Raw genomic sequence first — 25,525 nt, forward strand, 5'->3', positions numbered from 1 at the left:
AAGCGCGCAGCGGCGCGATACGCAAAAACTTTTCAAAGCGCAAGAAACCACGCGAAAATTATTTTACTGCCATTACCATTTTTTCCCAACCCCCTACCGCCTGGGGAAAGAAATTAGTTGCCCCGCAGCACCGGCCCGCAAGGGTGCAAGCAGAAAACCCGGGCCAGCCAGCCCGGGTTCCACCGCGTCTCCGCAAAACATGCCGGTTTACGCGTCCAGCAGCAGCAGGCAGGCCCCCAAAACCTTGCGGGTGCCGTCAAACACCATGGGCTTCTCCCCGCGCCAGCGGCTGGCGTGCCGGTGCAGCGCTGCCCTGCCAGAGGTCAGGTTGCGCAACGTCTCACCGGCTTCGACCGCAATCAAGCCGACCCGGGTTTTCAGATTGGCGTGAAACGTATCGCGGTGCAGCGCTTCCATCCGCAGATGAAACAGCGAAGACCGGCTGCGGGGTGCGATCTGCATTTCCTCTACCTGCGCTGCCGCTCCGGCCCAGATGCGCAGGGCGCGGGCCTGCAACCGCTCCGCCTCCCCCCGCGCGCCGCGCCGGAATTGCAGCACCGCCAGATTGGCAGGTGCCGCGGCCCGGCGCAAATCCGCGGCTGGAAACGCCGCCCGCGCCAGCAAATCCGCCAGCCGGAACAAACGCATTGCCTGACGCCCGCGCCCATCGCCGGCCTGTGCCAGCGCCCGCTCCATCAGCCGCTCCCAGGCCAGATCGGCACGCGACCAGCCCGCCTCGCGCGCCACCCGCATCTCCGCGTCCGGCTTAAAGCCCCAGATACGCGGCGCGGACGTGTTCGTTCCCGTGAAGCTCATCTGCAGGACCCTCCATTGCTGCATTTCCGGTTTCCAGAACATAGGCGTAATCGGCCAGCTCCAGCGCCAGTTCGGCGTTCTGCTCGACCAGCACCACCGACAACCCCTTGGCGTTGATTTCTTCAACGATCTGAGCGATTTCCTCGACGATCACCGGTGCCAGCCCCATCGAGGGCTCATCCATCAGCAACAGCCGCGGCTTGGACATCAGCGCACGTCCGATGGCCAGCATCTGCTGCTCGCCGCCCGACATGGTCTTGGCCATCTGGGTGCGCCGCTCGCGCAGCCGCGGAAAGCGGGTGAAGACATCCTCCAGATCCTCTTCCACCGCATCAGCGTCCTTGCGCAGAAATGCCCCGGTCCGCAGGTTCTCCTCCACCGTCATGTCCGGGAAGATCCGCCGCCCCTCCGGCACATGGGCGATGCCGTTGGCCACAACCTTATGGGCTGGCAAATGGTCGATCCTCTTGCCCTCAAAAGTGATCTCACCGGCGGTGATCGGCAGCATTCCCGACATCGCCCGCAGCGTAGTGGTCTTGCCAGCACCGTTGCCGCCGATGATGGTGACGATCTTGCCCTCCGGCACCGCAACCGAGATGTTCCGGATCGCGTTGATCTTGCCGTAATTCACGGCGATGTTCTTCATCTCAAGCAACATGGCGCGCCCCTCCCAGATAGGCTTCGATAACCGCCGGGTGGTTGCGGATCTCCTGCGGGCCGCCTTCGGCCAGAAACTTGCCAAAGCTCATGCAGGTGATGGTGTCGCACAGCCCCATGATCGCCTGCATGTCATGCTCGACGATCAGGATGGTGATCCCGTCGGCCTTGAGCCGCTCCATCAGGTCCATCATCTGCCGGGTCTCTTCCGGGTTCATGCCGGTAAAGGGCTCGTCCAGCAGGATCACATCCGGGTGGCTGGCATAGGCCACCGCCATGCCCAGCGCCCGCTGATGGCCGTGGGACAGATCCCCGGCGCGTTCCCGCATCACATGATCGAGGCCGAAGAACTCCAGCGCCTCCTTCGCACGCGCCTCAGCGCCGCTGCGGTCTTCCTTGTCCCAGCCGATGATTGCGGCAAAGATATTGGGGCGGAATGGCATATGGGTGCCGACCAACGCATTCTCCAAGACGGTCAGCTCGGCAAAAAGCGTCGAGTGCTGGAAGGTCCGCACCACCCCGCGCCGGGCGACCTCATGCATCTGCAGGCCAGAGATATCTTCGCCGCGCAGCAGAACCTGCCCCTCGGTCGGCTTGTAAAAGCCCGAGATCATGTTGAACGTCGTTGTCTTCCCCGCCCCGTTGGGACCGATCAAACCGTGGATCGAGCCATGCGCCACCTTGAACGACAGGCTGTCCACCGCCGTCAGGCCGCCAAACCGCATGGTCAGGTCTTTGACTTCCAGAAAATCGGTCATTCTGCCGGGCTCCGTTCCGGCGCGCTCTCAGCAGCGCGTCTTTTGGTGAGTTTCTGCACGATGCTTTCCAGCCCGTTGGGCAGGAACAGGATCGACAGGATCATGATGGCGCCATAGACCAGCGGCCGCATCTGCTCGAGCCCAAGCTCGCGCAGCACGATCTCATTCAGCACCGTCAGCACCACACAGCCCAGGATCGGGCCATAGAAGGTGGCGGTGCCGCCGACAATCGCCCAGGTCAGCACAAAGACCATCAAGTCGATATCAAAGGCATTGGGATTGATGGTGCCCACATAATGCGCCAGCAGCGCGCCCGAGATGCCGGCAAAGCCCGAGGCGATGGCAAAGGCCAGCGTCCGGTAGGCCCGCACATTCACGCCCGAGGCCTGCGCCAGCTTGTCCTGCCAATGCACCGCATGGAAGGTAAGACCGACCGGCGACTTCTCGATCCGCCACAGGATCCACAGGCAGAAGGCGACGATGACACCGGCGAAGTAGTAATATGACGTCGGCTCAAAGAAATCGAACTGGTAGAAGCCTATTGAGAAATCCGGCATCGGGTCGATCCCCTTGATCCCCTTGGCGCCGCCAAAGGGGTCCCGGAACCGCTTCCACAGCAGGCGGATGATTTCACCGGCGGCAAACGATCCGATCAGGAAGTAAAACCCCTTCATCCGGAACAGCGGGAATGACAGCAGCACCGCGATCAACGCCGCAATAACCCCGCCCAGCAGCATCGAAACCGGCACATAAACCCCCAGCTTCTTGGTCAGAAGCGCCGAGGAATAGGCCCCCACCCCCATGATCACCACATGCGCCAGCGACCATTCACCGGTCAGCGTCAGCAGCCGGTAGCTGGCCACCAGCAGCACATTGATGGTCAGGAACACCAGGATTTCCTGCTGCGAGAAGCTGAGGCCATGCGGCAGGGCAATCAGCGCGGCAAGGACCGCGATCCAGATCAGGAACTTAGGCACGGTCCGCACTCCCAAACAATCCGGTCGGCTTGACGATCAGCACCACCAGCATCAGCGACAGACCCACGATGTCGGCCAGAACACCGTCCCAGAACGTGGTCACAAAAGTATGCACCAGCGCATAGGCGACCGAGGCCACGATGGCGCCCTCCAATGAGCCGACCCCGCCGACGATGATGACAATGAACGCGGTGACGATCACCGAATGCCCCATATGCGGGTTGACCGAGACCAGCGGTGCCGTCAGTGCGCCGGCAATCCCCGCCAGCCCTGCGCCGATGAACATGGCGATGCGCGCGGTCTGGGTGATTGAAATCCCCTGCAAGGCGGCTGCTTCCGGATCCTGCGCAGAGGCCCGCAACGCCCAGCCGAACCTGGTGCGCTTCAGGAAGTACCAAAGCGCCGACAGCAGCACGATTGCCGCGATGATCACGTAAAGCCGCGCCACCGGCAGCCGCACCTTGTCACTGAAGGCAATGACCTCCTGCGTGACCGGCGGGATATGCACCATCCGCACACCGAACCCCATCACCGCCAGCGCCTGCAGGATCATCAGAAACCCGATCGAGGCGACCAGCCCGCCCAAGGGATTATCCTTCAAGGGACGGAACAGGGCCCTTTCCATCAAGAGGCCCAAGCAGCCCACAAACAGCAGGCCGACCGCCACAGCCAGAAAGAACGGCACGTTCAGACCGGCATAGAGCGCCACAATCGCATAGGCACCCGCCATGAACAGTTCACCATGGGCAAAATTGATCACGCCCATGACGCCAAAAATCAGCACAAGCCCCACAGCAACAAGGGAAATATAGCTCGCAGCATACACGGCGTTGAGGCCGGTCTGCGCCAAAAGGTCCAGCATCGGATTGTCTCTTTTCTCAGTGGCTCTTGCGGTGCGGGGACAGGTCCCGCACCGCCTGATGGCCTGGCTTGCAGGTCAGCTGCGCTGATCCCACATCTGGTCATAGGTCTTCATATGCTTGACCAGCAGATCGCCGTGCCTCGCGTACCAGTCGGGGATGGAGCGGAAGTCCTTGATCCTGGCCTTGCCCTTTTCGATCGCCACCACCGGCCAATCGCCGACCAGCGCGTTGTCGATGCCAAACAGCTCAGTGCCCCACCAGTCCGCGTCGCCAAAGGCGTGCTTTCCCTTGCCCTCTTTCATTGCGGCCGCCACCGCATCCGGGCTGGCCGACCCGGCCTTCTCCGCCGCAGCTTTCCACAGATCCATGATCGAGGCATATTCCCAGCTCACCGCGCCCCACTGGCCCGGGTGCCGCCTGTTGAACTCCGCATAAAAGCCGTTCGGGTCGGTGAAGTTGATGTTGTCGCCATTCAGCGCCGGATCGTCGAAATCCGGGAACTGGAAGACAAAGCCCTCCATGAACTCTTCCGAGGTCTTGGCGATCATCTGGTCATAGAAATCCGCGGTGCAGGAAATGATCTGCCCCTTGAACCCCTGCTGGAACAGCTGCTCGGCAATCGGATGCACATAGTCGCTGTAGCAGGTGTCGAGGCAAACAATATCCGGGTTCTTGCTGATCAGCCGGGTCACCACCGGTGCAAAGTCGGTGGTCGCCGGGTCAAACAGCAGCGGCTCGTCCAGCATCTCGATGCCCGCCGCCTCAAAGGCCGCCAGATAGGTCGCAACCGACGGCAGCCCCAGCGCGTCGTCCTGCGCGCACATCACCGCGGTTTTCAGCTCCGGCCTGTTCTCGGCCAGCCACTCAACCCCGGTCACGTTGTAGATCGGATGCACCTCGGCCGGCGCAATCAGCGTATTGGTATCCGGCGACAGGTCCGACGGCAGCAGGGTGGAAAACAGCATCCCCGTCTTGTCGGCGACCGGCTGCACGCCGGGCCAGGTATCGCCGCCCAGCATCATGATGAAGCTGACGCCGTCCTCGCGGATCAGCTTGGTGGCGCCGGTGCGTGCCTTCGCCGGATCGTATTCGTTGTCATAGGAGACGAATTCGACGTTGTAGCTGCCGTCACCCAGCTTGATGCCGCCTGCGGCGTTGACCCGCTCGGCCCAGATCTGGCAGCCGTCCAGCCCCGGTTTGCCCCAGGCCGCCACCGCGCCGGTCAGCGGCGCCAGGAAACCGATCTTGATGGTATTGCCCGCCGCCAGCGACGCGCCGGGCAGGCCGGCGCTCATCGCGGTGACCGCCGTCGATTTGAGGAACGTCCGCCGGGTCAGCCCCGATTTCACGATCTTGGAAATCATCTTCTTCTCCCATGTTGGACCCGCCTGTTTTTTGCGGCGGTGTGTTCTGCGGGACGGGCTTTGTATCGCGGGACCCCGATGCCAGTTAAACATCACTGAACCAGTTTGCGTAAATTGGACCCATCCTGGACCAAGGCTAGCAGCGAGATGGTTCACCTCCAAGAAATTTTCTTTCACTTTACGCACCAAAAAGGCACCAAAATAGTACCAAAGGCACTAATTTGCGGCAAAGTTGATATCAAAAACGGCATCAAAACATGACCTTACGGCTTATCTTCAAAATCCCGACCGGAAACCAATTTCAGAACCAATTTTGCCTGATTTCTTGCCGTCCGGCGCAGGAACCGCTAGGCTGACGGCAACTCACAGCTGTGTCAGACGGTTGCGCACCGGTCGCCAAAACCGGTATTTGCACCCTTGGCACAGTGATCAGGAGCAGGGGATTCTCCCGCTCGTCCGGCCCGGAAAACAGATATGAGCTCAGCGGAAGAGACGACCTCGCAAATCCTGACCACGCATTCGGTAGGCGCCACCGTACAGGTGGTGATCGACACGCTGTTTGCCCGCATCAAGGCAGGCACCTACCCGGTCGACACCCGCCTGCCGTCCGAACGGACGCTGGCCTCGGAACTGGGGGTGGCCCGCAATACCGTGCGCGAGGCGCTGGATGTTCTGGCCAGCCAGAACGTGATCCACCGCCGCCCCGGTTCCGGCAGCTTTGTCAAATTCCGCTCCGACCCCAAGCCCGAGGCTTCCTATTCCTCGCTGGCCAAGGAAGTGTCGCCGCTCGACCACCTGGTGGTGCGCGGCATCCTGGAGCCGGAACTGATCCGTCTGGCGGTGATCAACATGACCCCGCGCCAGATCGAGGAGCTGGACGAGATCCTGTCGCGCGTCGAGGCCGTGCGCACCGATCCGGGTGAGTTCATCGAAGCGGAGGAGGATCTGTACCGCAAGATCGCCGAGGGCAGCGGCAACCCGCTGCTGCACTCCTGCTATGAGCTGACGATCGAGGCTTGCCGCCTGTCCTACCGCACCGCCCTGCGCCGCCGCCACCTGACGCCGCAGCGCATTCAGGACTATCAGAAACGCTATAACACACTGTTCAACGCCATCGCCTCACGCGATGTGGAATCCGCGGTGGAATTCATCAAGCTGCACCTGATCGACGAGCAGAAACTGCTGCTGCAGGAGATCTGAGCCCGCCCAAGCCCTATGCGCGGTCAGCCTTGCACGGCGCGTGACCCGACCTGGCTGCCGGGCGCGCCGCTTTCCAGCCGCTGGTGCCATAGCTGCCCCAGCGCTTCCATCTCTGCCTTCAGCAGATTGGAGTGCTGCGCCAGCCAAGCGGGTATCGACCTGAAGGCGGCGATCCGCGCCTTGCCGTCCTGAATGGTAACCACCGGCCAATCGCCAACCAAAGCATTGGAAATACCGAAAATATCCTCGCCCCACCATTCCGCGTGACCGAAGGCGTGGGTGACATGCCCCAGCTGCTTCATCGCCGCCAGCACCGACGGCGGCGCAACCGAACCCGCCTTCTCCACCGCGCTGTGCCAGATATCCAGGATCGCCACATACTCCCAGCTCACCGCCGACCAGCTGCCCGGGAAGCGGCGGTTGTACTCCTCGTAGAAGACATGCGGACGGTTAAAGAAAAACGCCTTCTCCCGCAGCATCGGGTCGTCGAAATCCGGAAACTGGAACACCATCCCTTCCATGAACTCGGCTGAGGTCTTCTCCACCAGCTGGTCATAGCCATCCAGGGTGCAGCTGATGATCTGCCCCTTGAAGCCCTTGGCATAAGCATATTCCGTCATCGCATGCACCATCGGCGCATAGGACGAGCACCAGCACAGGATATCGGCGCCGCTTTCCAGCATCGGATCCACCACTGGCGCCGGGTCGCTGGCGCCCGGGTCATACTGCACTTCCCGCAGGATCTGCTTGTCCGCCGCCTTGAACGCCGCCCTATAGACCGCCTGCGCAGGAAGCCCCAGCAGATCAGCCTGGCTGCACAGGGCGACGGTTTTCAGCTCCGGCCGGTTCTCCGCCAGCCAAGCCACCCCGGTCACATTCTGGATCGGATGCGCCTCGCTCGGCGCGATCAGATAGGGCGTGTCCGGCGACAGGTCTGTCGGCAGCAGCGTCGATGTCAGCACCTTGTTGCGCATCAGGAAATCGCGCACCGGTGCAAACGTGTCCCCGCCCAGCATCAGCATCAGCTTGACGTTGTGCTTCTGCACCAGCTCCATCGCGCCCTCGAGCGAGCGTTCGGGGTCATGACCGCAATCATAGGAGTGAATGCGGATCGGGTAGCGGCGGCCGCCGATCAGCAGCCCGCCGGCCTTGTTCAGACCGTCCTCCCAGATCCGGCAGCCGTTCAATCCGGGCAGCCCCCAGCTTTCGACCCGGCCCGAAAGCGGGCCCAGAAAGCCAATATTCACTGATTCTGTCATCCCCACCGACAGCCGGGGCAGCGCCGCGCGGGCGGCCAGCTGGTGCGCAAAACTCGTCGTCTTCATGGCCTGAATCCTAACAATAATTCTCTGCCCCGCCAGTCCAATCCGGGAAAAATCATATTCCTTCTGTGAAAATATGTTGACTCGGCGGTGCAATTTTGGACCTTATTGGATCAGACCAAAAGAACCAAACAGACATATTGGTCTATACCAATGGGAGAGCCACATGACCAAGAAGCGAATTGCCATCATCGGCGCCGGCCCCTCCGGCCTGGCCCAGCTGCGCGCATTCCAGTCCGCCGCCAACAAGGGCGAAGAGATTCCGGAGATCGTCTGCTTTGAAAAGCAGGACAACTGGGGCGGCCTGTGGAACTACACCTGGCGCACCGGCCTGGATGAAAACGGCGAGCCGGTGCACTGCTCGATGTACCGCTACCTGTGGTCAAACGGCCCCAAGGAAGGCCTGGAATTCGCCGACTATTCGTTCGAGGAGCACTTCGGCAAGCAAATCGCCTCCTACCCGCCGCGCGCCGTTCTGTTCGACTACATCGAAGGCCGGGTGAAAAAGGCCGACGTGCGCAAATGGATCCGCTTCAACTCCGCTATCCGCTGGGTCGAATACAATGAGGACCAGGGCAACTTCACCGTCACCGTGCATGACCACACCAAGGACAGCACCTACAAGGAAGACTTCGACCACGTGATCTGCGCCTCCGGCCATTTCTCGACCCCGAACGTGCCGTTCTACCCCGGGTTCGACACCTTCAACGGCCGCGTGCTGCACGCCCACGACTTCCGCGACGCCCGCGAGTTCGCCGGCAAGGACATCCTGCTTCTCGGCTCCTCCTACTCAGCCGAAGACATCGGCTCCCAATGCTGGAAATACGGCGCCAAGTCGATCACCACCTCTTACCGCTCGGCGCCGATGGGCTTCAAATGGCCGGATAACTGGGACGAGGTTCCGGCGCTGGAGTCGGTCTCCGGCAACACTGCCACCTTTGTCGACGGCACCCGGAAAGAAGTCGACGCGATCATCCTCTGCACCGGCTACAAGCACTTCTTCAACTTCCTGCCGGACGATCTGCGCCTGAAGACCGCCAACCGCCTGGCGACCGCCGACCTGTACAAAGGCGTGGTCTATGCCCATAACCCCAAGATGTTCTATCTGGGCATGCAGGATCAGTGGTTCACCTTCAACATGTTCGACGCGCAGGCCTGGTGGGTCCGCGACGCGATCATGGGCAAGATCGAGATCCCGGCGGACAAGGAGACTCTGCTGGCCGACGTGAAGGAGCGCGAAGAGCGCGAGGAAGCCTCTGACGACGTCAAATACGCGATCAAATACCAGGGCGACTACGTGCTGGAGCTGATCGAGGAGACCGACTACCCGACCTTCGACGTGGCCGGCGCCTGCCAGGCCTTCTATGAATGGAAGGGGCACAAGGCCCAGGACATCATGGCCTTCCGCAACAACTCCTACAAATCGGTCATCACCGGCACCATGGCGCCCGTGCACCACACCCCGTGGAAAGACGCCCTGGACGACTCGCTGGAATCGTATCTGCAAAACTAAGCAGATCCGCCCGCGCCGTTTTCCCCTTCCTGTACGGCGCGGGCACCCTTTCGCTGCTGTGCGAATCCCCTTTCGCAAGCTAATATCAACCCCATGCAGCGCGACAACACCATGACTCTCGGCTTCCTGATTTTCCCCGGCTTTCCAATGGCCTGCCTGACTTCGGCCATCGAACCCCTGCGGGCGGCAAACGAAATTGCCGGCACCGAAACCTTCCGATGGAAACTGATCTCCGAGACCGGCGCCAGCGTGAATGCCTCCGCCAATGTGGCTTTCCAGCCCGACTGTTCCCTCGACCAGACTGAGGACATCGACACCCTGTTCCTGCTGTCCGGCCCGCAAGGCAAATTTGAGGACCCCAAGGCCTCCAACGGCAAGCTGCGCCACCTGGCCCGCCACGGTACCAAGATGGGTGCCGTCTCCGGCGGTGTTTTTCCGCTGGCCCGCTCCGGCCTGCTGGACGGGCACAGCTGCTCGGTGCACTGGTGCTACAAGGCCGCCTTCACCGCCGAATTCCCGTCGCTCGCCACCGTTGACGACGTAATCGTCCTCGACCGCCGCCGCTTTACCGCCAGCGGTGCCGCGGCGATGTTCGACCTCTCGCTGAAACTCATCGAACAGACCCTGGGCGACGCAGTGATGACCGAGGTCGCCTGCTGGTTCCAGCACCCGATGGTGCGGGCCGAGGGCGTGCGCCAGAAGATCCCCGCCTTCAAGACAGACAGCACCGCCGACAGCCTTCCGCCGCCGGTGGCCAAGGCCGTCGAGCTCTTTGCCGACAACCTGGAACACCCGGTGTCGATCCGCGATGCAGCCAGCCAGATCGGGGTGTCCCCGCGCCAGCTGGAGCGCAGCTTCAAATCCGCCACCGGCCAAAGCCCGGCCATCTACTACCGCACCCTGCGGATGAACGCGGCGCGGCAGCTGGTGATGTACTCCCGCGACTCGATCACCTCGATCGCCAATGCGGTGGGATACGCCACCTCCTCGACCCTGTCGCAGCACTACCGCGAGAGCTTCGGCGTCACCCCGCAGGAGGAACGCCGCAAGGTGAACCTGTTCCGGGTCCAGGACAACCGCCCGATCCCCTCGGTCTGACCCCGCCGCTTTCTTCCGAAAAACCTTTGGCAGCCGCTGGAATGTCCGCGGCTGCCTTTCCTCTTGCCAAAAATATCCCCGCCGGAGGCATCCGCCCTTTCCGCGCAGGCCAGGCAATTCCTTTGACCTGCTCCGATTGCCAAAAGCAAAACGCCCGGCCTGCTGGCCGGGCGCTGTTTCTCTTCGCTCGCTTCTCTCTCAGATAACCGATTTCGCCGCTGCAACCAGCGCGTGATGCAGCGACCCGGCTGACGACCGCGGGCCGATGATCGAATATCCTTGGCCGGGTGTCTGGCACAGCAGGAAGACGCCCAGATGCTCCATTGAAGTCCGGGTGGCATTGCCGCGTTTGGCTGCACGAACATTGGCGTTGCACAGCCGCTCCAGCACATCAAAGCAGCGCGGGCCCTCCATGTCGAAACGGCACCAGCCGTCGGTCTGCTCCACCACGGAGCCCGCCTCGCCGACCGCTTCTTTCAGCTCGCCCGCCATCAGCTCGTGAGTGTCATGCGGCGCAGACACCATCCACAGGTCCGGCCCCATCCACCAGGCAGAGAAGACGCCGGTCTCATTCCAGCTGGCAGGCTCAGGCAAAGCGCCGCCCAGGAACCCTTCAGCGGCGGACTTCATTGCCCCCTCCTGCCCTTGACGCGCGCCCAGCGAGGCCAGCGCCCGATCAGTGACTTCACGGATCAGCAGACCGGTGAAGGCGTCCACCTGCGGCTCATGCCCGCCCAGCGGGGAAATGGCCTTCAGACCATGATTATCGAACTTACCCACGGAGACGCTCCCCTTCCGGATCCACAAAATGCGCGCTGACAACTTCGACTTGGGTTTCCTTGCCCTCCAGCGGGTTGACCGCGCGGATCACCTCACCCTTGCGCACATCGCCGCTTTTCAGGAACCCGATCCCGATCGAGCATCCCAGCACCGGCGAATAGGCGGCTGAGGTGATATAGCCCTGATCGGTGGTTGCGCTGACCTCGCCTGATGCATTCATCAGATGCGCTCCGGCCTGCACCGGATCAGACGCGTTCACCGGCTTGAAACCAACCAGCTTCAACGCATCGTCCTGGTTCATGCCTTCGCGTTCGCTCAGCACGTTGCCGATGCAGTCCTTCTTCTTGCTGACCATCCGGCCCATGCCAAGGTTCAGCGCCGAGGTGGTGCCGTTCAGCTCATTGCCCGCGGCATGGCCCTTCTCGATCCGCATGACACCCAGCGCCTCGGTGCCGTAAGGAACAGCGCCGAACTCCTCGCCCGCCTCCATCAGCTTACGGATCATCGCATCGCCATAGCGGGTCGGCACCGCGATCTCATAGGCCAGCTCGCCCGAGAAGGAGATCCTGAACAGCCGCGCCCGGCAGCCGCCCGCGACGGTGATCTCACCGCAGCCCATGAAGGGGAACGCCTCGTTCGAGATGTCGAACTCGGGGTCCACGACCTTTTGCAGCAGCTTGCGGGCATTCGGACCCGCCACCGCGAACTGTGCCCAGGCCTCGGTGGTCGAGATCAGCTGCACATCCATGTCAGGGAACAGGCACTGGCGCGCAAATTCCATGTTGCGGTAGACCAGAACTGCGTTGGCGGTGGTGGTGGTCACCACGAAATGATCCTCGGCAAAGCGCGCGGCGGTGCCGTCGTCATAGGCAATGCCATCCTCGCGCAGCATGAGGCCATAGCGGACCTTGCCCACCGGCAGCTTGGCAAAGGCATTGGCATACATCTTGTTCAGGAATTCGGCGGCATCTTTGCCCTGCACGTCGATCTTGCCCAGCGTGGTCACGTCGCAGACGCCAACCGAGTTGCGGGTCTGCAGCACCTCGCGGTCCACCGACTGGCGCCAATGGGTTTCGCCTGCCTTGGGGAACCACTGCGCCCGCAGCCACTGGCCCACCTCGACAAACACCGCACCCTGCTCCTCGGCCCATTTGTGGCTGGGGGTCTTGCGGGTGGGGCGGAATTCCTCGCCGACAGACCGGCCAGCCATTACGCCAAAGGACACCGGCGTATAGGGCGGGCGGAACATGGTGGTGCCGACCTCGGGGATCTGCTTGCCCGCCAGTTCGGCCATGATCGCCAGACCGCCCATGTTGGAGGTCTTGCCCTGATCGGTGGCCATGCCAAGGGTGGTGTAGCGCTTCAGGTGTTCGACAGAGCGGAAGTTCTCCTGATGCGCCAGCTTCACGTCCTTGACGGTGACGTCGTTCTGCTGGTCCAGCCAGGCGCGGCCCTTGCCTTCCTTCACGTACCAGAAGGGGGTCACGTTAATGGGCGCATCCTCGGCTTCGGGCAGATCGGCAACCTTGGCTTCGATCCCCAATTGCGACAGTGCGGCTACAGCGCCCTCGGCACCGGCCTGCAATGCGGCAGCGGTGGAGAAGTCGCCATTCGCAGCCCCCGCCACGGACATGTTTTGCGGCAGCTCGCCTGCCGGCACAAAGGCGGCGATGTCTTCACGCCAAGCCGGACGGCCGCGCTGGTGGCAGGTCAGATGCACGTTCGGGTTCCAGCCGCCGGACACCGCCAGCGCGCCGCAAGGCACGTCGCGGGTGGAGCCGTTTGCCAAGCGCACCCGTGCCCATTCCAGCCCCAGCCGGCCCTTGGTGTCGATCACCTGGGCACCGGCAAACAGCTCGGCGCCTTCGGCCTTGGGCGCATCGGCCCTTGTGTCGATCACCGCTGTGACCTTCACACCTTTGGCGATCAGGTCCGCCGCGGTGCGGTGGCCGTCGTCGTTGTTGGTAAAGACCGCAACGGTCTGATCCGGCGTCACCGCCCAGCGGTTGGCATAGGCCCGTACGGCACCCGCCAGCATCACGCCCGGACGGTCGTTGTTCTCAAACGCGATGGGCCGCTCAGTCGCGCCCGCCGCCAGCAGCGCCCGCTTGGAATAGATCCGCCACAGGATCTGCCGCGGCTTGCCCGCCTCCGGCGCCAGCACGTGGTCGGCCACCCGCTCTACCGCGCCATAGATGCCGTGGTCAAACGCACCGATGATGGTGGTCCGCGGCATCACCCGCACGTTCGGCATCGCGGCCAGCTCGGCCTGCACCTGCGCAACCCAGGCCGCACCGGTCAGATCGCCGATGCCAAAGGTCTCGGCATTGAGGCGCCCGCCCAGCAGGAAGTCCTCATCGGCAAGGATCACCTGCGCCCCGGCCCGGCCAGCCGTCAGCGCCGCCATCAGGCCGGTGGGACCGGCGCCGATTACCAGCAGGTCGCAATGCAGGAAACCCTTGTCATAGGCATCCGGATCGGCCTCAAAGCTGATGCTGCCCAGACCCGCCGCCTTGCGGATGATCGGCTCATACAGCTTCTCCCAGAACGCTGCCGGCCACATGAAGGTCTTGTAGTAGAAGCCCGCGGTCAGGAAATTCGAAAACCGGTCGTTGATCGCCATGAAGTCATGCTGCAGCGACGGCCAGCGGTTCTGCGAGTTTGCCTCCAGACCGTCATACAGCTCCGCCACGGTGGCGCGGGTGTTCGGCTCCTGCCGCCCGCCGCTGCGCAGCTCAACCAGCGCGTTCGGCTCTTCCGAGCCGGAGGTCAGCACGCCCCGCGGACGGTGGTACTTGAACGAACGGCCCATCAGCCGCACGCCGTTTGCCAGCAGGGCCGAGGCCAGCGTATCGCCCTCAAACCCCTTGTAACGCTTGCCGTCAAAGGTGAAGCTCAGCGCCTTGCTGCCCTTGATCAGCCCGCCATCCAGGCGGTTGACCTGCACGCCCTTGCGGGCGCCCGTGCTGCCGTCGGCCTGGAAGGCCACGCGGCCGGCATTCATCACTGCGTCAGTCATTTGCTGCGCCCCCTTGCCCGGGCCACATCACGGGCCAGTTCGACATTCAGGATTTCATGGGTCACGGTGTTGCGGGTCACCACCAGCCAGGACCGGTCGCCCTGCTCGTGGAACCACAGCTCGCGGTGCTCGCCCGCCGGGTTGTCGCGCAGGTACAGGTAATCGTGGAACTGACCCGCCGCGTCATCAGCCTGCCAGTCCGGCCGGTCGATCAGGCTGGCGTCCCCCAGATAGGTGAACTCCTGTGAATCCCGCGGCCCGAGGATCGGATGGTTGATAATCATCGCTGTCTTCCTTTCCTCAGTGCAGGTTCGGCTGGGCGCCTTGGCCCTTTTCGTCGATCATGCAGCCGCGGCGGAACCGGTCGAGCCGATAGGCCGCGGCCACCTTGTGCGGGGTACCGGTCGCCAGCAGATGCGCATAGCACCAGCCCGAGGCAGGCGTCGCCTTGAACCCGCCGTAGCACCAGCCGCCGTTGAAATAGAGGCCGTCGATATGGGTCTTGTCGATGAAGGGGGAGCCGTCCATCGACATGTCCATGATGCCGCCCCAGCTGCGCAGCATCCGCACCCGGCCCAGCGCTGGGATCAGTGCCATGCCGCCTTCCATCACGTCCTCGACCACCGGCAGGTTGCCGCGCTGCGCATAGGAATTGTACATGTCCAGATCGCCGCCAAAGACCAGCCCGCCCTTATCCGACTGGCTGACATAGAAGTGACCCGCGCCAAAGGTGACAACCCCGTCCAGTACCGGCTTCAGCCCCTCAGACACAAACGCCTGCAGCACATGGCTCTCGATCGGCAGGCGCATCCCCGCCTTCTCCATCACCCGGCTGGAGGAGCCTGCCACGCAGCTCGCCACCTTATTGGCGCCGATGAAGCCCTTGGTGGTTTCCACGCCCAGGCACTTGCCGTTCTCGATCCGGAAGCCAGTGACTTCGCAGTTCTGAATGATGTCCACCCCGCGCAGGTCGGCGCCACGGGCATAGCCCCAGGCCACCGCATCATGGCGCACGGTGCCGCCGCGGCGGTGCAGCAGCCCGCCCTTGATCGGGAAGCGCGCGTCGTTGAAGTTCAGGAACGGGTACATCGCCCGCACGCCCTCGGTATCCAGCAGCTCCGCGTCCGACCCGTTCAGGATCATCGCGTTGCCCCGGCGCCGCGCCGCATCGCGCTGCGCATCGGTGTGCACAAGGTTCAGAATGCCGCGCTGGCTGACCATGGCGTTGTAGTTGAAGTCCTGCTCCAGCCCTTCCCACAGCTTCAGCGACAGCTCGTAGAACGGCTCGTTGCCGTCCAGCAGGTAGTTGGAGCGGATAATGGTGGTGTTGCGGCCCACATTGCCGCCGCCGATCCAGCCCTTCTCGATCACGGCGACATTGGTGATGCCATGGTTCTTGGCCAGGTAATAGGCCGTCGCCAGCCCGTGCCCGCCACCGCCGATGATCACCACATCGTAGCTTTTCTTGGGTTCCGGATCGCGCCAGGTCGGGCGCCATCCCTTATGGCCCGTCAGGGCCTCCTTGATCACTTTCAGGCCGGAGTACCGCATGATGTCCTCATCAACTGTCCCCATAACAGTTGTTGAGAAACGCCAGTCTTCACAGAGCGATTTCGGACACCGGCCGCGCCATTTGCGTCACCAGCAGCAATTTGCCAATGCAGGTGCGGCAGCCTCTCCGTAACGCCCACCGCAGTGAATTTTGGTCAAGTTACCGATTTTAATGAGAAAAATCACTTGCCATTGTGAAATAGCCGGTACAAGCAACGAAGCCCGGTTTGCGTCACCCGCCCCGGTATCCGCGCCAAATGCGGCAGAAACGACTCACTCCGTCAGGTCGATCTGGTCCAGTTCGTTGAGCAGGTCCAAAAGCGCCTCATACCGGTCCGCGCCCATCTTGGCCCGGGTCCGGTTCATCAGCTCCAGACTCGCCTCAATGTTGTCGGCAATCACCTTCTCGCCGCCAGGCGCAATCCGCACCACTTGGCGGCGGCGGTCCTCCTTGTCACGCTGGCGGCTAATCAGCTGCTTTTCCTCCAGCTTTTGCAGGATTCGCGTCAGGCTAGGCAGCAGCAGGCAGGCCTTGTCGGCAATCTGGGTCGGATCAATCGGGCCGTCCTCCTGCACCACCCGCAGCACCCGCCACTGCTGCTCGGTCAGACCGGCACCGCTCAGCAGTGCCCGGATCGGACCCATCACACGTTCCCGCGCCCGGAGCAGAGCAATTGGCAGTGAACGGTCGGTGGCCGGCATCATCTTGGTCATACCCGAGTATCACCCCGCTTCAGGCTAAACGCAATTGCTGCTTGGATTTCTTCTGCTTGACCGGCGGTCGCCTTTTTGCTAAACATGTTAAGCAATTCAGGAGGACGCTGGAGATGCCGCATATCACGCTGGACTACTCCCCAAACATGGAGGACCGCACCGATATTGCTGCGCTCTGCCGATGCCTGCGGCAGGCCGCTGCGGCCACCGGCGTGTTCCCGCTGGCGGGCATCCGGGTGCGTGCTTTTGCGGCCAGCCATGCCTCCATTGCCGACGGCGATCCGCAGCACGGATATATCGACATTTCCATCCGGCTGCGCGCGGGCCGTGACCTGGACACCCGCAAACGCGCCGCCCAGGCCGTGTTCCAGGCAGCCCAGTCTTTCCTGGAGCCGGCCCTGCAGGAGCACTCCATCGCACTCTCGCTTGAGATGCGCGACATCGACCCGGAGCTTTCCCCGAAATGCGGCACCATCCGCGACCACATGCAAAAGGCGGACCCGTCATGAGCGACCTGGCCACCAACACCGAAAAGCTGAACCGCCACCTGGCCCGCTTCCGCACGGACGGCATACTGAACCTGATCGGCGGCGAAAGCCGTCCCGCTGCCTCCGGCGCCACGTTTGAGACAACCTCGCCAGTGGATGAGAGCGTGATCTGCTCCGTCGCCAAGGGCGGCACAGAGGACATCAACGCGGCCGCCCTGGCTGCCAAAGAAGCCTTCCCCGCATGGCGCGACATGCCTGCCTTGGAGCGCAAGAAAATCCTGCACCGCATCGCCGATCTGATCGTCGAACGCGCCGAAGAAATCGCGCTGTGCGAATGCTGGGACACCGGACAAGCCCTGCGTTTCATGTCAAAGGCGGCGCTGCGCGGCGCCGAGAACTTCCGCTTCTTCGCGGACAAGGCCGCCGCGGCCCGCGACGGCCAGCAGCTGCAATCCCCGACGCTGATGAACGTGACCACCCGGGTGCCGATCGGCCCGGTCGGCGTGATCACTCCGTGGAACACCCCCTTCATGCTGTCCACATGGAAAATCGCGCCCGCGCTGGCGGCCGGCTGCACCGTGGTCCACAAACCAGCCGAATTCTCCCCCCTCACCGCCCGCATCCTGGCCGAAATCGCCCGTGAGGCCGGCCTTCCGCCGGGCGTCTGGAACCTGGTCAATGGCTTTGGCGAGGACGCGGGCAAAGCGCTCACCGAACATCCGGATATCAAGGCCATCGCCTTTGTCGGCGAGAGCAAAACCGGCTCGATGATCATGAAACAGGGTGCTGATACCCTTAAACGCGTGCATTTCGAACTGGGCGGCAAGAACCCGGTGGTGGTCTTCGACGACGCCGACCTCGACCGCGCGCTCGATGCCGCGGTCTTCATGATCTACTCGCTCAACGGCGAGCGCTGCACGTCCTCCTCGCGCCTCTTGGTGCAGGAGAGCATCGCGGAGGACTTCGAGGCCAAGCTCATCGAGCGCGTCAACAGCATCAAGGTCGGCCACCCGCTGGACCCGGCCACCGAAGTTGGCCCGCTGATCCACAAGGTGCATTTCGAGAAGGTCACATCCTACTTCGAGACCGCCAAACAGGACGGCGCCACCATCGCCGCCGGCGGCACCCGCGCAGGCGATCAGGGCTGGTTCGTGCGTCCAACCCTGTTCACAAACGCCACCAACGATATGACCATCGCGCAGGAAGAAATCTTCGGCCCGGTCCTCACCGCCATCCGCTTCAAGGACGAAGATGAGGCTCTGACGTTGGCCAATGACACCCAGTACGGCCTCACTGGATACGTCTGGACCAATGACCTCACCCGCGCCCTGCGCTTCACCAACCAGCTTGAGGCCGGAATGATCTGGGTGAATTCCGAAAACGTCCGCCACCTGCCGACCCCCTTCGGGGGCGTTAAGTCCAGCGGCATCGGCCGCGACGGCGGCGACTGGTCGTTCGAGTTCTACATGGAGCAGAAACACATCGGCTTTGCCACCGGCCATCACAAGATCCCGCGCCTCGGCGCCTGATCATTTCCTCTTGCTAAAAATATCCCGGGGAGCGCGAGGGGCCGGCCCCTCGCTCCCGCACCCGGCCACAAGTGAAAGGTTCAAACCATGCCCGTCCCCGCCCCGAACCTCTACCCGCCCTTCAACATCGTGCGGCTCAGCCACGTGGAATACCACGTCACCGACCTTGCCGCCTCACGCGCCTTCTATGTGGACACGCTGGGCCTGCAAGTGACGCAGGAAGACGGCAACCGTATCTATCTCCGCGCAATGGAGGAACGCGGCCATCACTGTATCGTTCTGGCCAAGGCAAGCACTGCCTCCGTTGGCGTTCTCGGCTTGAAGCTTTATGACGAGCCCGACCTGGACAAGGCCGCAGACTTCTTCGCCTCCAAAGGCCTGCCAGTGGAGTGGATCGACCGCCCCCACATGGGCAAAACCTTACGCACCCGCGACCCCTGGGGCATCCCGCTGGAGTTCTACGTCAAGATGGAGCGGCTGGAACCGATCCATCAGAAATACAGGCTCTACAAAGGGGTAAAACCGCTGCGCATCGACCATTTCAACATGTTCAGCGCGGATGTGGACACCTCGGTCGCCTTCTACAACGAGATGGGCTTCCGCGTCACCGAATTCACTGAGGATGACGACAGTGGCAAGATCTGGGCCGCCTGGATGCACCGCAAGGGCGGCGTGCACGACGTGGCCTTTACGAATGGCCTCGGGCCCCGCCTGCACCACACCGCCTTCTGGGTGCCGAACCCGCTCAACATCATTGACCTTCTCGATCTGATGTCCACCACCGGCTATGTCGATAACATCGAGCGCGGCCCCGGCCGCCACGGCATCTCCAACGCGTTTTTCCTCTATGTGCGCGATCCGGACGGCCACCGGATCGAGATCTACTGCTCCGACTATCAGACCGTCGATCCGGATCTGGAGCCGATCAAATGGTCGCTCACCGATCCGCAGCGCCAGACCCTCTGGGGGGCGCCCGCGCCGCGCAGCTGGTTTGAGGAAGGTTCCGTCTTTGAAGGCGCCACTCCGAAACCCAGCGCCTTGAACGCTCAGCCGATTATTGCACCCTGACATTGTCCGTGCCGATGGCACGGACAAAAGGAATACGAGATGAAATGGAATGAATTCTCCGACTGGGGCCGCAGGGTCGCGGACTGGACGCAGGACTACCACCTGACCGTCGGCGACCGCCCGGTGCGCGCCATGACCGAACCGGGCCAAGTGCTGAACGCCCTGCCCCAAACCCCGCCTGAGGACGGCGAGGGGATGGAGGCAATCTTCCGCGACTTCGAAGACATCGTGATGCCCGGCATCACCCATTGGCAGCATCCCCGCTTCTTTGCCTATTTCACCTCCAACGCCGCCGCGCCCTCGGTGCTGGCGGAATTCCTCGCCTCCGCCATCGCGCCGCAATGCATGCTGTGGCAGACCTCCCCTGCGGCGACAGAGATGGAAACCCGGATGATGGACTGGCTGCGCCAGGCGCTGGACTTGCCCGCCCAGTTCCAGGGTGTGATCCAGGACTCCGCCTCTTCAGCCACCCTCGCCGCGGTGCTGACCATGCGGGAGAAGGCACTGAACTGGCAGGGCAACCAACAGGGCTTGTTCGGCCAGAAAGCCCTGCGCATCTATTGCTCCTCCGAAGTCCACACCTCCATCGACCGTGCAATCTGGGTTGCGGGCATCGGCCAGCAGAACCTGATCCGCATTCCCATCAAGGGCGATTGGCGCGGCATGGACCCAGAGGCTCTGGAGGCGGCAATCCAGGCCGACCTCGCCGCAGGCCACCAGCCTGCTGGCGTCATCCTCTGCGTCGGCGGCACCGGCGTTGGTGCCACCGACCCGGTGGACCGGGTGCTGGATGTAGCCGAAAAATACGGCCTCTACACCCACGTGGACGCCGCCTGGGCCGGCTCCGCGATGATCTGCCCGGAATACCGTCACTACTGGCCGGGGGTAGAGCGCGCCGACAGCATCGTCTTCAACCCGCACAAGTGGCTGGGCGTGCAATTCGACTGCTCCGCCCATTTCCTGAAGAACCCGGACGACCTGGTCCAGACCCTCGCCATCAGCCCGGAATACCTCAAGACCCACGGCCACGACGGCATCATCAACTATTCCGAATGGTCGGTGCCGCTGGGCCGCCGCTTCCGCGCGCTCAAGATCTGGTTCCTGATCCGTACCTACGGGCTGGAGGGCCTGCGCCAGCGGCTGCGCAATCACATCAACTGGTCCAACCAGCTGCACGAAAAGCTCAAGTCAGAGCCTGATTTCCAGATTACGACCGCGCCCATGTGGTCGCTCTGGTCGTTCCGCTATGCACCCGAGGGCGCCACAAATCTGGACGACCTGAACCTTCGGCTGGTCAATGCGATCAACGACGATGGACGCATCTACCTGACCCAGACCCGCGTCGACGGCGAGCTGGTGATCCGTTTCCAGGCCGGCCAGTTTGAGACCACCGAGGCAGACGTGATGATGGCCTTCGACGTCATCACCGAAATCGCAAGGAGCCTGGCCTGATGCGTTTTGCCACCTACACTGCCGACGGCGAAAATTTCTATGGCGCAGTAACAGACGCCGGCATGATCGCCCTGTCGCCGCAGTTCCCGGACTGGCCCACACTGCGCGACGTGATCGCGGCGGACGGCCTGCCCGCCCTGGCACAGGCCGCCGAGGGCAAACCAGTCACCCACACGGACTTCACGTTTGAGATCCCAATCCCCAACCCGGAAAAGATCATTTGCGTCGGCGTCAACTTCCCGGACCGCAACGCGGAGTACAAGGACGGCTCTGCCCAGCCCAAGCACATGTCCCTGTTCCCCCGCTTCCCGCGCTCCTTCACCGGGGCGGAGCGCCCGCTGATCCGCCCGCCGGAAAACCACACCCTGGATTACGAGGGCGAGGTCGCCGTGGTGATCGGCAAGGCAGGCCGCCGGATCAAACCGGAGGACGCTTACGATCATATCGCGGCTCTAACACTGGCGAATGAGGGCACCATCCGTGACTGGGTCCGCCACGCCAAGTTCAACGTCACGCAAGGCAAGAACTGGGACAACTCCGGCGCCATCGGCCCCTGGCTGGTGCCCTTCACCGATGCCGCCCAACTGGATGAGGCCCGCATCGTCACCCGCGTGAATGGAGAGGTCCGCCAGGATGATACCCTGGCCCGCATGATGTTCCCGATCCGCGAGGAGATCGCCTATATCTCCACCTTCACCACCCTGCAGCCGGGCGACGTGATCATCACCGGCACGCCCACCGGCGCAGGCGCGCGGTTCGACCCGCCGAAATACCTGGCCCCCGGCGACGTGGTCGAGGTGGAGGTGGAAGGCATCGGCATCCTGCGCAACACGGTTGAGGATGAGACATGACCCCGGAGCAGCACCACGAAGCCGCCGAAACCCTGCTGAAGGCCGAAGAAACCGGCCAGCAATGCGGCCTGCTCTCCCTCGCTTATCCCGGCATGACACTGGATGATGCCTATGCGGTGCAAAAGGCTCTAATTCAGCTAAAACTGGCCTCCGGGCGCAAGAAAATCGGCTGGAAGATCGGCCTCACCAGCCGCGCCATGCAGCAGGCGCTGAACATCACCACCCCGGACAGCGGCGTGCTGCTGGACGACATGTCGTTCGAAAACGGCAGCACCGTCCCCGCCGGCCGCTTAATCCAGCCACGGGTGGAGGCGGAGATCGCTTTTGTCATGAAATCCCCCCTCGCAGGCGCTGACTGCACCCGCGAAGACGTGCTGGCTGCCACTGCCTATGTTGCCCCCTCACTGGAAATCCTCGACACCCGCATCCTGCGTGCCGACCCGGCAACCGGCCAGGCCCGCATCATCACCGACACCATCAGCGACAACGCCGCCAACGCAGGCGTGGTGCTGGGTGCGGAGCGCCACGCGGTGGATACCCACGACCTGCGCTGGGTGGGTGCCATTGCCGCGCGCAATGGCACGGTCGAGGAAACCGGCCTCGGCGCCGGCGTTCTGAATGATCCCGTCACCTCAGTCCTGTGGCTGGCGCGCCGGATGGCGGAATATGGACAACAGATCGAGGCCGGGGATATCGTGCTCTCGGGCTCCTTCATCCGCCCCATCGAATGCCCGCCGGGCACGGAAATCGCCGCTGATTTCGGCCCCTTCGGATCCGTATCCATCAACTTCGCCTGACAGGAGGCTCTGCCCATGCCCGCGCCCAAGAACAGCTTCAAACAGGCTCTATCACAGGGCAAACGCCAGATCGGCTGCTGGATGAGTTTTGCCGACGGCCAGATTGCCGAGATCATGGGCACCTGCGGTTTTGACTGGCTGGTGATCGACGGTGAGCATGCGCCCAATGACATCCGCTCGATCCGCGACCAGCTGATCGCGCTGGCGGCCTCGCCAAGCCATCCGGTGGTGCGGGTGCCGGTGGGCGAAACCTGGATGATCAAGCAAGTGCTTGATGCAGGCGCCCAGACGGTGCTGGTGCCGATCGTGGAAAGCGCCGAACAGGCCCGCGAGCTGGTCCGCGCCTGCCACTACCCGCCCAAGGGCGTGCGCGGCGTCGGCGCCACGGCGGCGCGCGCCACCATGTTCGGCTCGGTTTCCGAGTACATCCAGACCGCTGATCAGGAGGTCTGCCTGCTGGTGCAGGTGGAAAACCGCGCCGGGATGGCCGCGCTGGACGAGATCCTGCGGGTCGAGGGCATCGACGGCGTTTTCATCGGACCGGCGGATCTGTCTACCGACATGGGCCACCAGGGCAATTCCGCACATCCGGAGGTGCGCGCAGCAATTGCCGATGCCATCACCCGCATCAGGGCGGCAGGCATCGCCCCCGGCATCCTCGGCACGACGGAAGAAGCGACGCAAGCCTACGCAGACATGGGCGCGCAATTCCTGGCGGTCGGAATTGACGTCATGGTGCTGGCCAAGAATGCCCGCGATCTCGCTGCCAAGTGGAAGGCGGAATAGACCCGCACCGCAAATCTCAAAGGAAGCCCTCCCGCCCCCGGCCGCAGCCCTGGCTGACGCCAGAGCAGCGGCAGCGGCCTTGAGCGCGGCACCGCGCGCTGCGCGGTGCCGCGCCAAACGGGAGGAAGGTATTTTCAATACCTGACGACGGGCGGGAGCGCCCGCCCCTGGCATCCCGCCCCTGACGTGAAGCGCTCCGCCGGGATCAGGCCTGCGTCAGCGCAGCACCATGCCCTCGGGCCAGCTGAGCGTGGTGTCCAGCCGGATCGTCCGGGTTCCGCCTGCCTCGATCTGCAGATCCCAGGCCAGGATGCCGCGCTGTTTTCCCACGTCCTCCTCAGCGGGCCGCGGCCTGGCTGTCCAACTGATCTCCAGATCGTCCTGCTGCGAATAAGGCACCCGGTCCAGAACCCGCAGGGGCCAATCCTGGCCGGTCAGGTTCTCCACCTCGATTTCCACCGTTTGCACCTGTTCGCTGCTGCGCGAGATCAGACCCTGGCCGCCCTCGCTCTGATCCAGCACGTCGCGGCTGAGCTGCAACCCCTCCACCGGACCGAACCCGGCCTCCATCTCCGCACCCGGTGCCAGACCCTGAAAGTCTTCCACTGCGATCAGTTTGCCATCCGCAAAGCGCGGCACCCCGGCCGAGGCCAGCAGCTGCTCGCCAAAGCTGTTGGTGAATGACGCGACGCGGTAGGCAGTCTCACCCCGCGACGGCACCGCCACCGCCCTAAGCTCCGCCGCAGCGGTGAGGGCATCCATCTCCAGCCGCAGCAAATCAGCGCCAGAGGCCACAGAAACAGGCGCGCCGAACCGGTAAGTGACAGCGGCACCGCTGCGATCCGCGCTCCACCCAAGCGCCTCCTCCGCAAGGATGGGAGCCTCTGCCGCCGGCTCCGCCAGCGAGCCCATTTCAGAATCGAAATTTTGCAGCCGCTTTTGCGTGCGCGGCAGTTCAGGCGCTTCAACCCGGCGCAGCCAAGGGCGCAGCACGGACGGGCTGCCCTGCCCGGAGGGCTTGGCCGTCGACAGTGTCAGCGCCACATCCTGCCAGTTCTCTCCGGTGTCCTGCGCCAGCCGCACCGCCCGCTTCAGGGTGATTTCAGCCCCACCCGCAGCGCTGTCCTCAGTGTTCAGGTGCATTTCATAGGACGGCTGCCAGCCGATGTTTCCCGCACCTTCCGTAAGATAGCGGACCGTCACCGCCCCCTCGCCCGCCTGCTCAGCCACAATATCCACCGCGATGAACAGCCGGTCCTCGTCTTCCAGCGTGATCGCCGCCAGCGCCGCGCGGGCCTCTGCCAGATCGTCCTCCAGATCCTCCAGCTGCAACTCGATCCGCCGCGCCTCAGCCTCGGCCGCAACAGCCGCCCGGCTGGCGCCGGCGGCCTCCTCGGAAATCATCCGGGCAATGGCGCTGAGGGATGCGGCATCGGCCTGCGCCAGCCCCTCATTCGCACCAAGCTGGCGCAGGAACCCGATCGAGGCCTCCGCCGCCCGCACGCCGGCCCGGGCCCGTTCCGCCTCATCACGGACCGCAGCAATGCGGGCCTCAGTCGCGCGGACCAGCGCCTCAGCGGCTTCGATTTCCGGATCATCGGCATTGCGCGGCGGACGGTAATCCTCGCGCAGCAGGGTTCCGGTACGGCGCGCACCGGAAACGTCCACCTGAAGGGTCTCCAGCAGCGCAGAATGCGGCACGTTTTGCAGGACCAGCCGGTGGCGCCCTTCGGTCAGGGTGAGGGCAGCATTGCGGGTAACTTCGGCCAGCCCCGGGTAGAGGGTCACTTCGGACACCCGGCTGCTGACAGGGATATCGGCCGCCGCGGCAGCGCCGGCAGCCAGGGAAAACGCGGAACAGGCAATGGCCCTAAAGGAAATTCGCATTGGCATCTCTCAATCAGGAAACGGGGGCGGCTAAA

Annotated in this window: 23 protein-coding genes; 10 read left to right on the plus strand and 13 right to left on the minus strand. The window is 63.4% G+C overall.

Going from position 1 to position 25,525, the window contains the following annotated elements; translation table 11 throughout:
• Window positions 1-207: 207 nt before the first annotated feature.
• The 6 genes from AC5STI_RS12390 to AC5STI_RS12415 all read right to left on the minus strand — a co-directional run bounded on the left by AC5STI_RS12390 (window position 208) and on the right by AC5STI_RS12415 (window position 5,435).
• Entirely contained in the window at window positions 208-816 is a 609-nt protein-coding gene (locus AC5STI_RS12390) for a tetratricopeptide repeat protein (RefSeq protein WP_495446859.1), read from the minus strand.
• A complete protein-coding gene (locus AC5STI_RS12395) occupies window positions 767-1,474 on the minus strand; it encodes an ABC transporter ATP-binding protein (RefSeq protein ID WP_058285446.1) in 708 nt (235 codons plus the stop codon). Before AC5STI_RS12395 ends, AC5STI_RS12390 begins: the two co-directional genes overlap by 50 nt.
• Window positions 1,464-2,231, minus strand: a complete 768-nt coding sequence (locus tag AC5STI_RS12400) for an ABC transporter ATP-binding protein (RefSeq protein WP_475047909.1) — start codon at window positions 2,229-2,231, stop codon at window positions 1,464-1,466. Before AC5STI_RS12400 ends, AC5STI_RS12395 begins: the two co-directional genes overlap by 11 nt.
• Window positions 2,228-3,208: a branched-chain amino acid ABC transporter permease gene (locus tag AC5STI_RS12405; protein WP_495446860.1), complete on the minus strand. Its 981-nt coding sequence runs from the start codon at window positions 3,206-3,208 to the stop codon at window positions 2,228-2,230. The genes AC5STI_RS12400 and AC5STI_RS12405 overlap by 4 nt, the downstream gene beginning before the upstream one ends.
• Entirely contained in the window at window positions 3,201-4,070 is an 870-nt protein-coding gene (locus AC5STI_RS12410) for a branched-chain amino acid ABC transporter permease (protein WP_058285443.1), read from the minus strand. The genes AC5STI_RS12405 and AC5STI_RS12410 overlap by 8 nt, the downstream gene beginning before the upstream one ends.
• A 75-nt stretch (window positions 4,071-4,145) precedes the next feature.
• Window positions 4,146-5,435 (minus strand): ABC transporter substrate-binding protein, encoded by a 1,290-nt coding sequence (locus AC5STI_RS12415; RefSeq protein WP_495446861.1) that lies wholly within the window; start codon window positions 5,433-5,435, stop codon window positions 4,146-4,148.
• Between the two features lie 474 nt (window positions 5,436-5,909).
• On the opposite strand from AC5STI_RS12415, the gene AC5STI_RS12420 reads away from it, so the two are divergent.
• Window positions 5,910-6,635, plus strand: coding sequence for a FadR/GntR family transcriptional regulator (locus AC5STI_RS12420; protein ID WP_475047916.1), 726 nt, complete (start codon window positions 5,910-5,912; stop codon window positions 6,633-6,635).
• Window positions 6,636-6,658: 23 nt separating this feature from the next.
• On the opposite strand, the gene AC5STI_RS12425 is transcribed toward AC5STI_RS12420, so the two are convergent.
• Window positions 6,659-7,960 (minus strand): ABC transporter substrate-binding protein, encoded by a 1,302-nt coding sequence (locus tag AC5STI_RS12425; protein WP_495446863.1) that lies wholly within the window; start codon window positions 7,958-7,960, stop codon window positions 6,659-6,661.
• Between the two features lie 163 nt (window positions 7,961-8,123).
• On the opposite strand from AC5STI_RS12425, the gene AC5STI_RS12430 reads away from it, so the two are divergent.
• Window positions 8,124-9,470 carry a trimethylamine monooxygenase gene (locus tag AC5STI_RS12430; RefSeq protein WP_495446864.1) on the plus strand — a complete coding sequence of 449 codons (1,347 nt, stop codon included), beginning with the start codon at window positions 8,124-8,126 and terminating at the stop codon, window positions 9,468-9,470.
• Window positions 9,471-9,563: 93 nt separating this feature from the next.
• Window positions 9,564-10,568, plus strand: a complete 1,005-nt coding sequence (locus AC5STI_RS12435; protein ID WP_495446866.1) for a GlxA family transcriptional regulator — start codon at window positions 9,564-9,566, stop codon at window positions 10,566-10,568.
• 198 nt (window positions 10,569-10,766) lie between these two features.
• Here the strand turns inward: AC5STI_RS12435 and AC5STI_RS12440 are convergent, their stop codons facing one another.
• The 5 genes from AC5STI_RS12440 to hpaR form a co-directional block, all read right to left on the minus strand.
• Window positions 10,767-11,348 (minus strand): sarcosine oxidase subunit gamma, encoded by a 582-nt coding sequence (locus AC5STI_RS12440; RefSeq protein ID WP_495446868.1) that lies wholly within the window; start codon window positions 11,346-11,348, stop codon window positions 10,767-10,769.
• Window positions 11,341-14,352 (minus strand): sarcosine oxidase subunit alpha family protein, encoded by a 3,012-nt coding sequence (locus AC5STI_RS12445; RefSeq protein WP_495447762.1) that lies wholly within the window; start codon window positions 14,350-14,352, stop codon window positions 11,341-11,343. Before AC5STI_RS12445 ends, AC5STI_RS12440 begins: the two co-directional genes overlap by 8 nt.
• An 11-nt stretch (window positions 14,353-14,363) precedes the next feature.
• Window positions 14,364-14,651 carry a sarcosine oxidase subunit delta gene (locus tag AC5STI_RS12450; RefSeq protein WP_495446870.1) on the minus strand — a complete coding sequence of 96 codons (288 nt, stop codon included), beginning with the start codon at window positions 14,649-14,651 and terminating at the stop codon, window positions 14,364-14,366.
• 16 nt (window positions 14,652-14,667) lie between these two features.
• Entirely contained in the window at window positions 14,668-15,918 is a 1,251-nt protein-coding gene (locus AC5STI_RS12455; protein WP_495447763.1) for a sarcosine oxidase subunit beta family protein, read from the minus strand.
• A 273-nt stretch (window positions 15,919-16,191) separates the two neighbouring features.
• Entirely contained in the window at window positions 16,192-16,632 is a 441-nt protein-coding gene (hpaR, locus tag AC5STI_RS12460) for a homoprotocatechuate degradation operon regulator HpaR (RefSeq protein ID WP_495446871.1), read from the minus strand.
• A 113-nt stretch (window positions 16,633-16,745) separates the two neighbouring features.
• Between hpaR and AC5STI_RS12465 the strand changes: the two genes are divergently transcribed.
• The 7 genes from AC5STI_RS12465 (at window position 16,746) to AC5STI_RS12495 (ending at window position 23,603) form a co-directional block, all read left to right on the plus strand.
• Complete coding sequence (locus AC5STI_RS12465) at window positions 16,746-17,141, plus strand: 5-carboxymethyl-2-hydroxymuconate Delta-isomerase (protein ID WP_475047935.1); 396 nt, start codon at window positions 16,746-16,748, stop codon at window positions 17,139-17,141.
• Window positions 17,138-18,649: a 5-carboxymethyl-2-hydroxymuconate semialdehyde dehydrogenase gene (gene hpaE / locus AC5STI_RS12470; protein ID WP_495446872.1), complete on the plus strand. Its 1,512-nt coding sequence runs from the start codon at window positions 17,138-17,140 to the stop codon at window positions 18,647-18,649. Before AC5STI_RS12465 ends, hpaE begins: the two co-directional genes overlap by 4 nt.
• Before the next feature lie 87 nt (window positions 18,650-18,736).
• The gene (gene hpaD, locus AC5STI_RS12475; RefSeq protein WP_495446873.1) at window positions 18,737-19,717 is read left to right on the plus strand and encodes a 3,4-dihydroxyphenylacetate 2,3-dioxygenase; all 981 of its coding nucleotides are present in this window, start codon (window positions 18,737-18,739) and stop codon (window positions 19,715-19,717) included.
• Window positions 19,718-19,756: 39 nt separating this feature from the next.
• On the plus strand, window positions 19,757-21,169 hold the full coding sequence (locus AC5STI_RS12480; protein ID WP_495446874.1) for a pyridoxal phosphate-dependent decarboxylase family protein: 1,413 nt from the start codon (window positions 19,757-19,759) through the stop codon (window positions 21,167-21,169).
• The gene (locus AC5STI_RS12485) at window positions 21,169-22,020 is read left to right on the plus strand and encodes a fumarylacetoacetate hydrolase family protein (protein ID WP_495446876.1); all 852 of its coding nucleotides are present in this window, start codon (window positions 21,169-21,171) and stop codon (window positions 22,018-22,020) included. The genes AC5STI_RS12480 and AC5STI_RS12485 overlap by 1 nt, the downstream gene beginning before the upstream one ends.
• Window positions 22,017-22,817 carry a 2-oxo-hept-4-ene-1,7-dioate hydratase gene (gene hpaH, locus AC5STI_RS12490; protein ID WP_495446877.1) on the plus strand — a complete coding sequence of 267 codons (801 nt, stop codon included), beginning with the start codon at window positions 22,017-22,019 and terminating at the stop codon, window positions 22,815-22,817. Before AC5STI_RS12485 ends, hpaH begins: the two co-directional genes overlap by 4 nt.
• Before the next feature lie 15 nt (window positions 22,818-22,832).
• Window positions 22,833-23,603, plus strand: coding sequence for an aldolase/citrate lyase family protein (locus AC5STI_RS12495; protein ID WP_495446878.1), 771 nt, complete (start codon window positions 22,833-22,835; stop codon window positions 23,601-23,603).
• A 216-nt stretch (window positions 23,604-23,819) separates the two neighbouring features.
• Here the strand turns inward: AC5STI_RS12495 and AC5STI_RS12500 are convergent, their stop codons facing one another.
• Complete coding sequence (locus AC5STI_RS12500; RefSeq protein ID WP_495446880.1) at window positions 23,820-25,490, minus strand: DUF4139 domain-containing protein; 1,671 nt, start codon at window positions 25,488-25,490, stop codon at window positions 23,820-23,822.
• Window positions 25,491-25,525 lie beyond the last annotated feature (35 nt).

Source organism: Leisingera sp. CC-HEC096, from assembly GCF_059429235.1.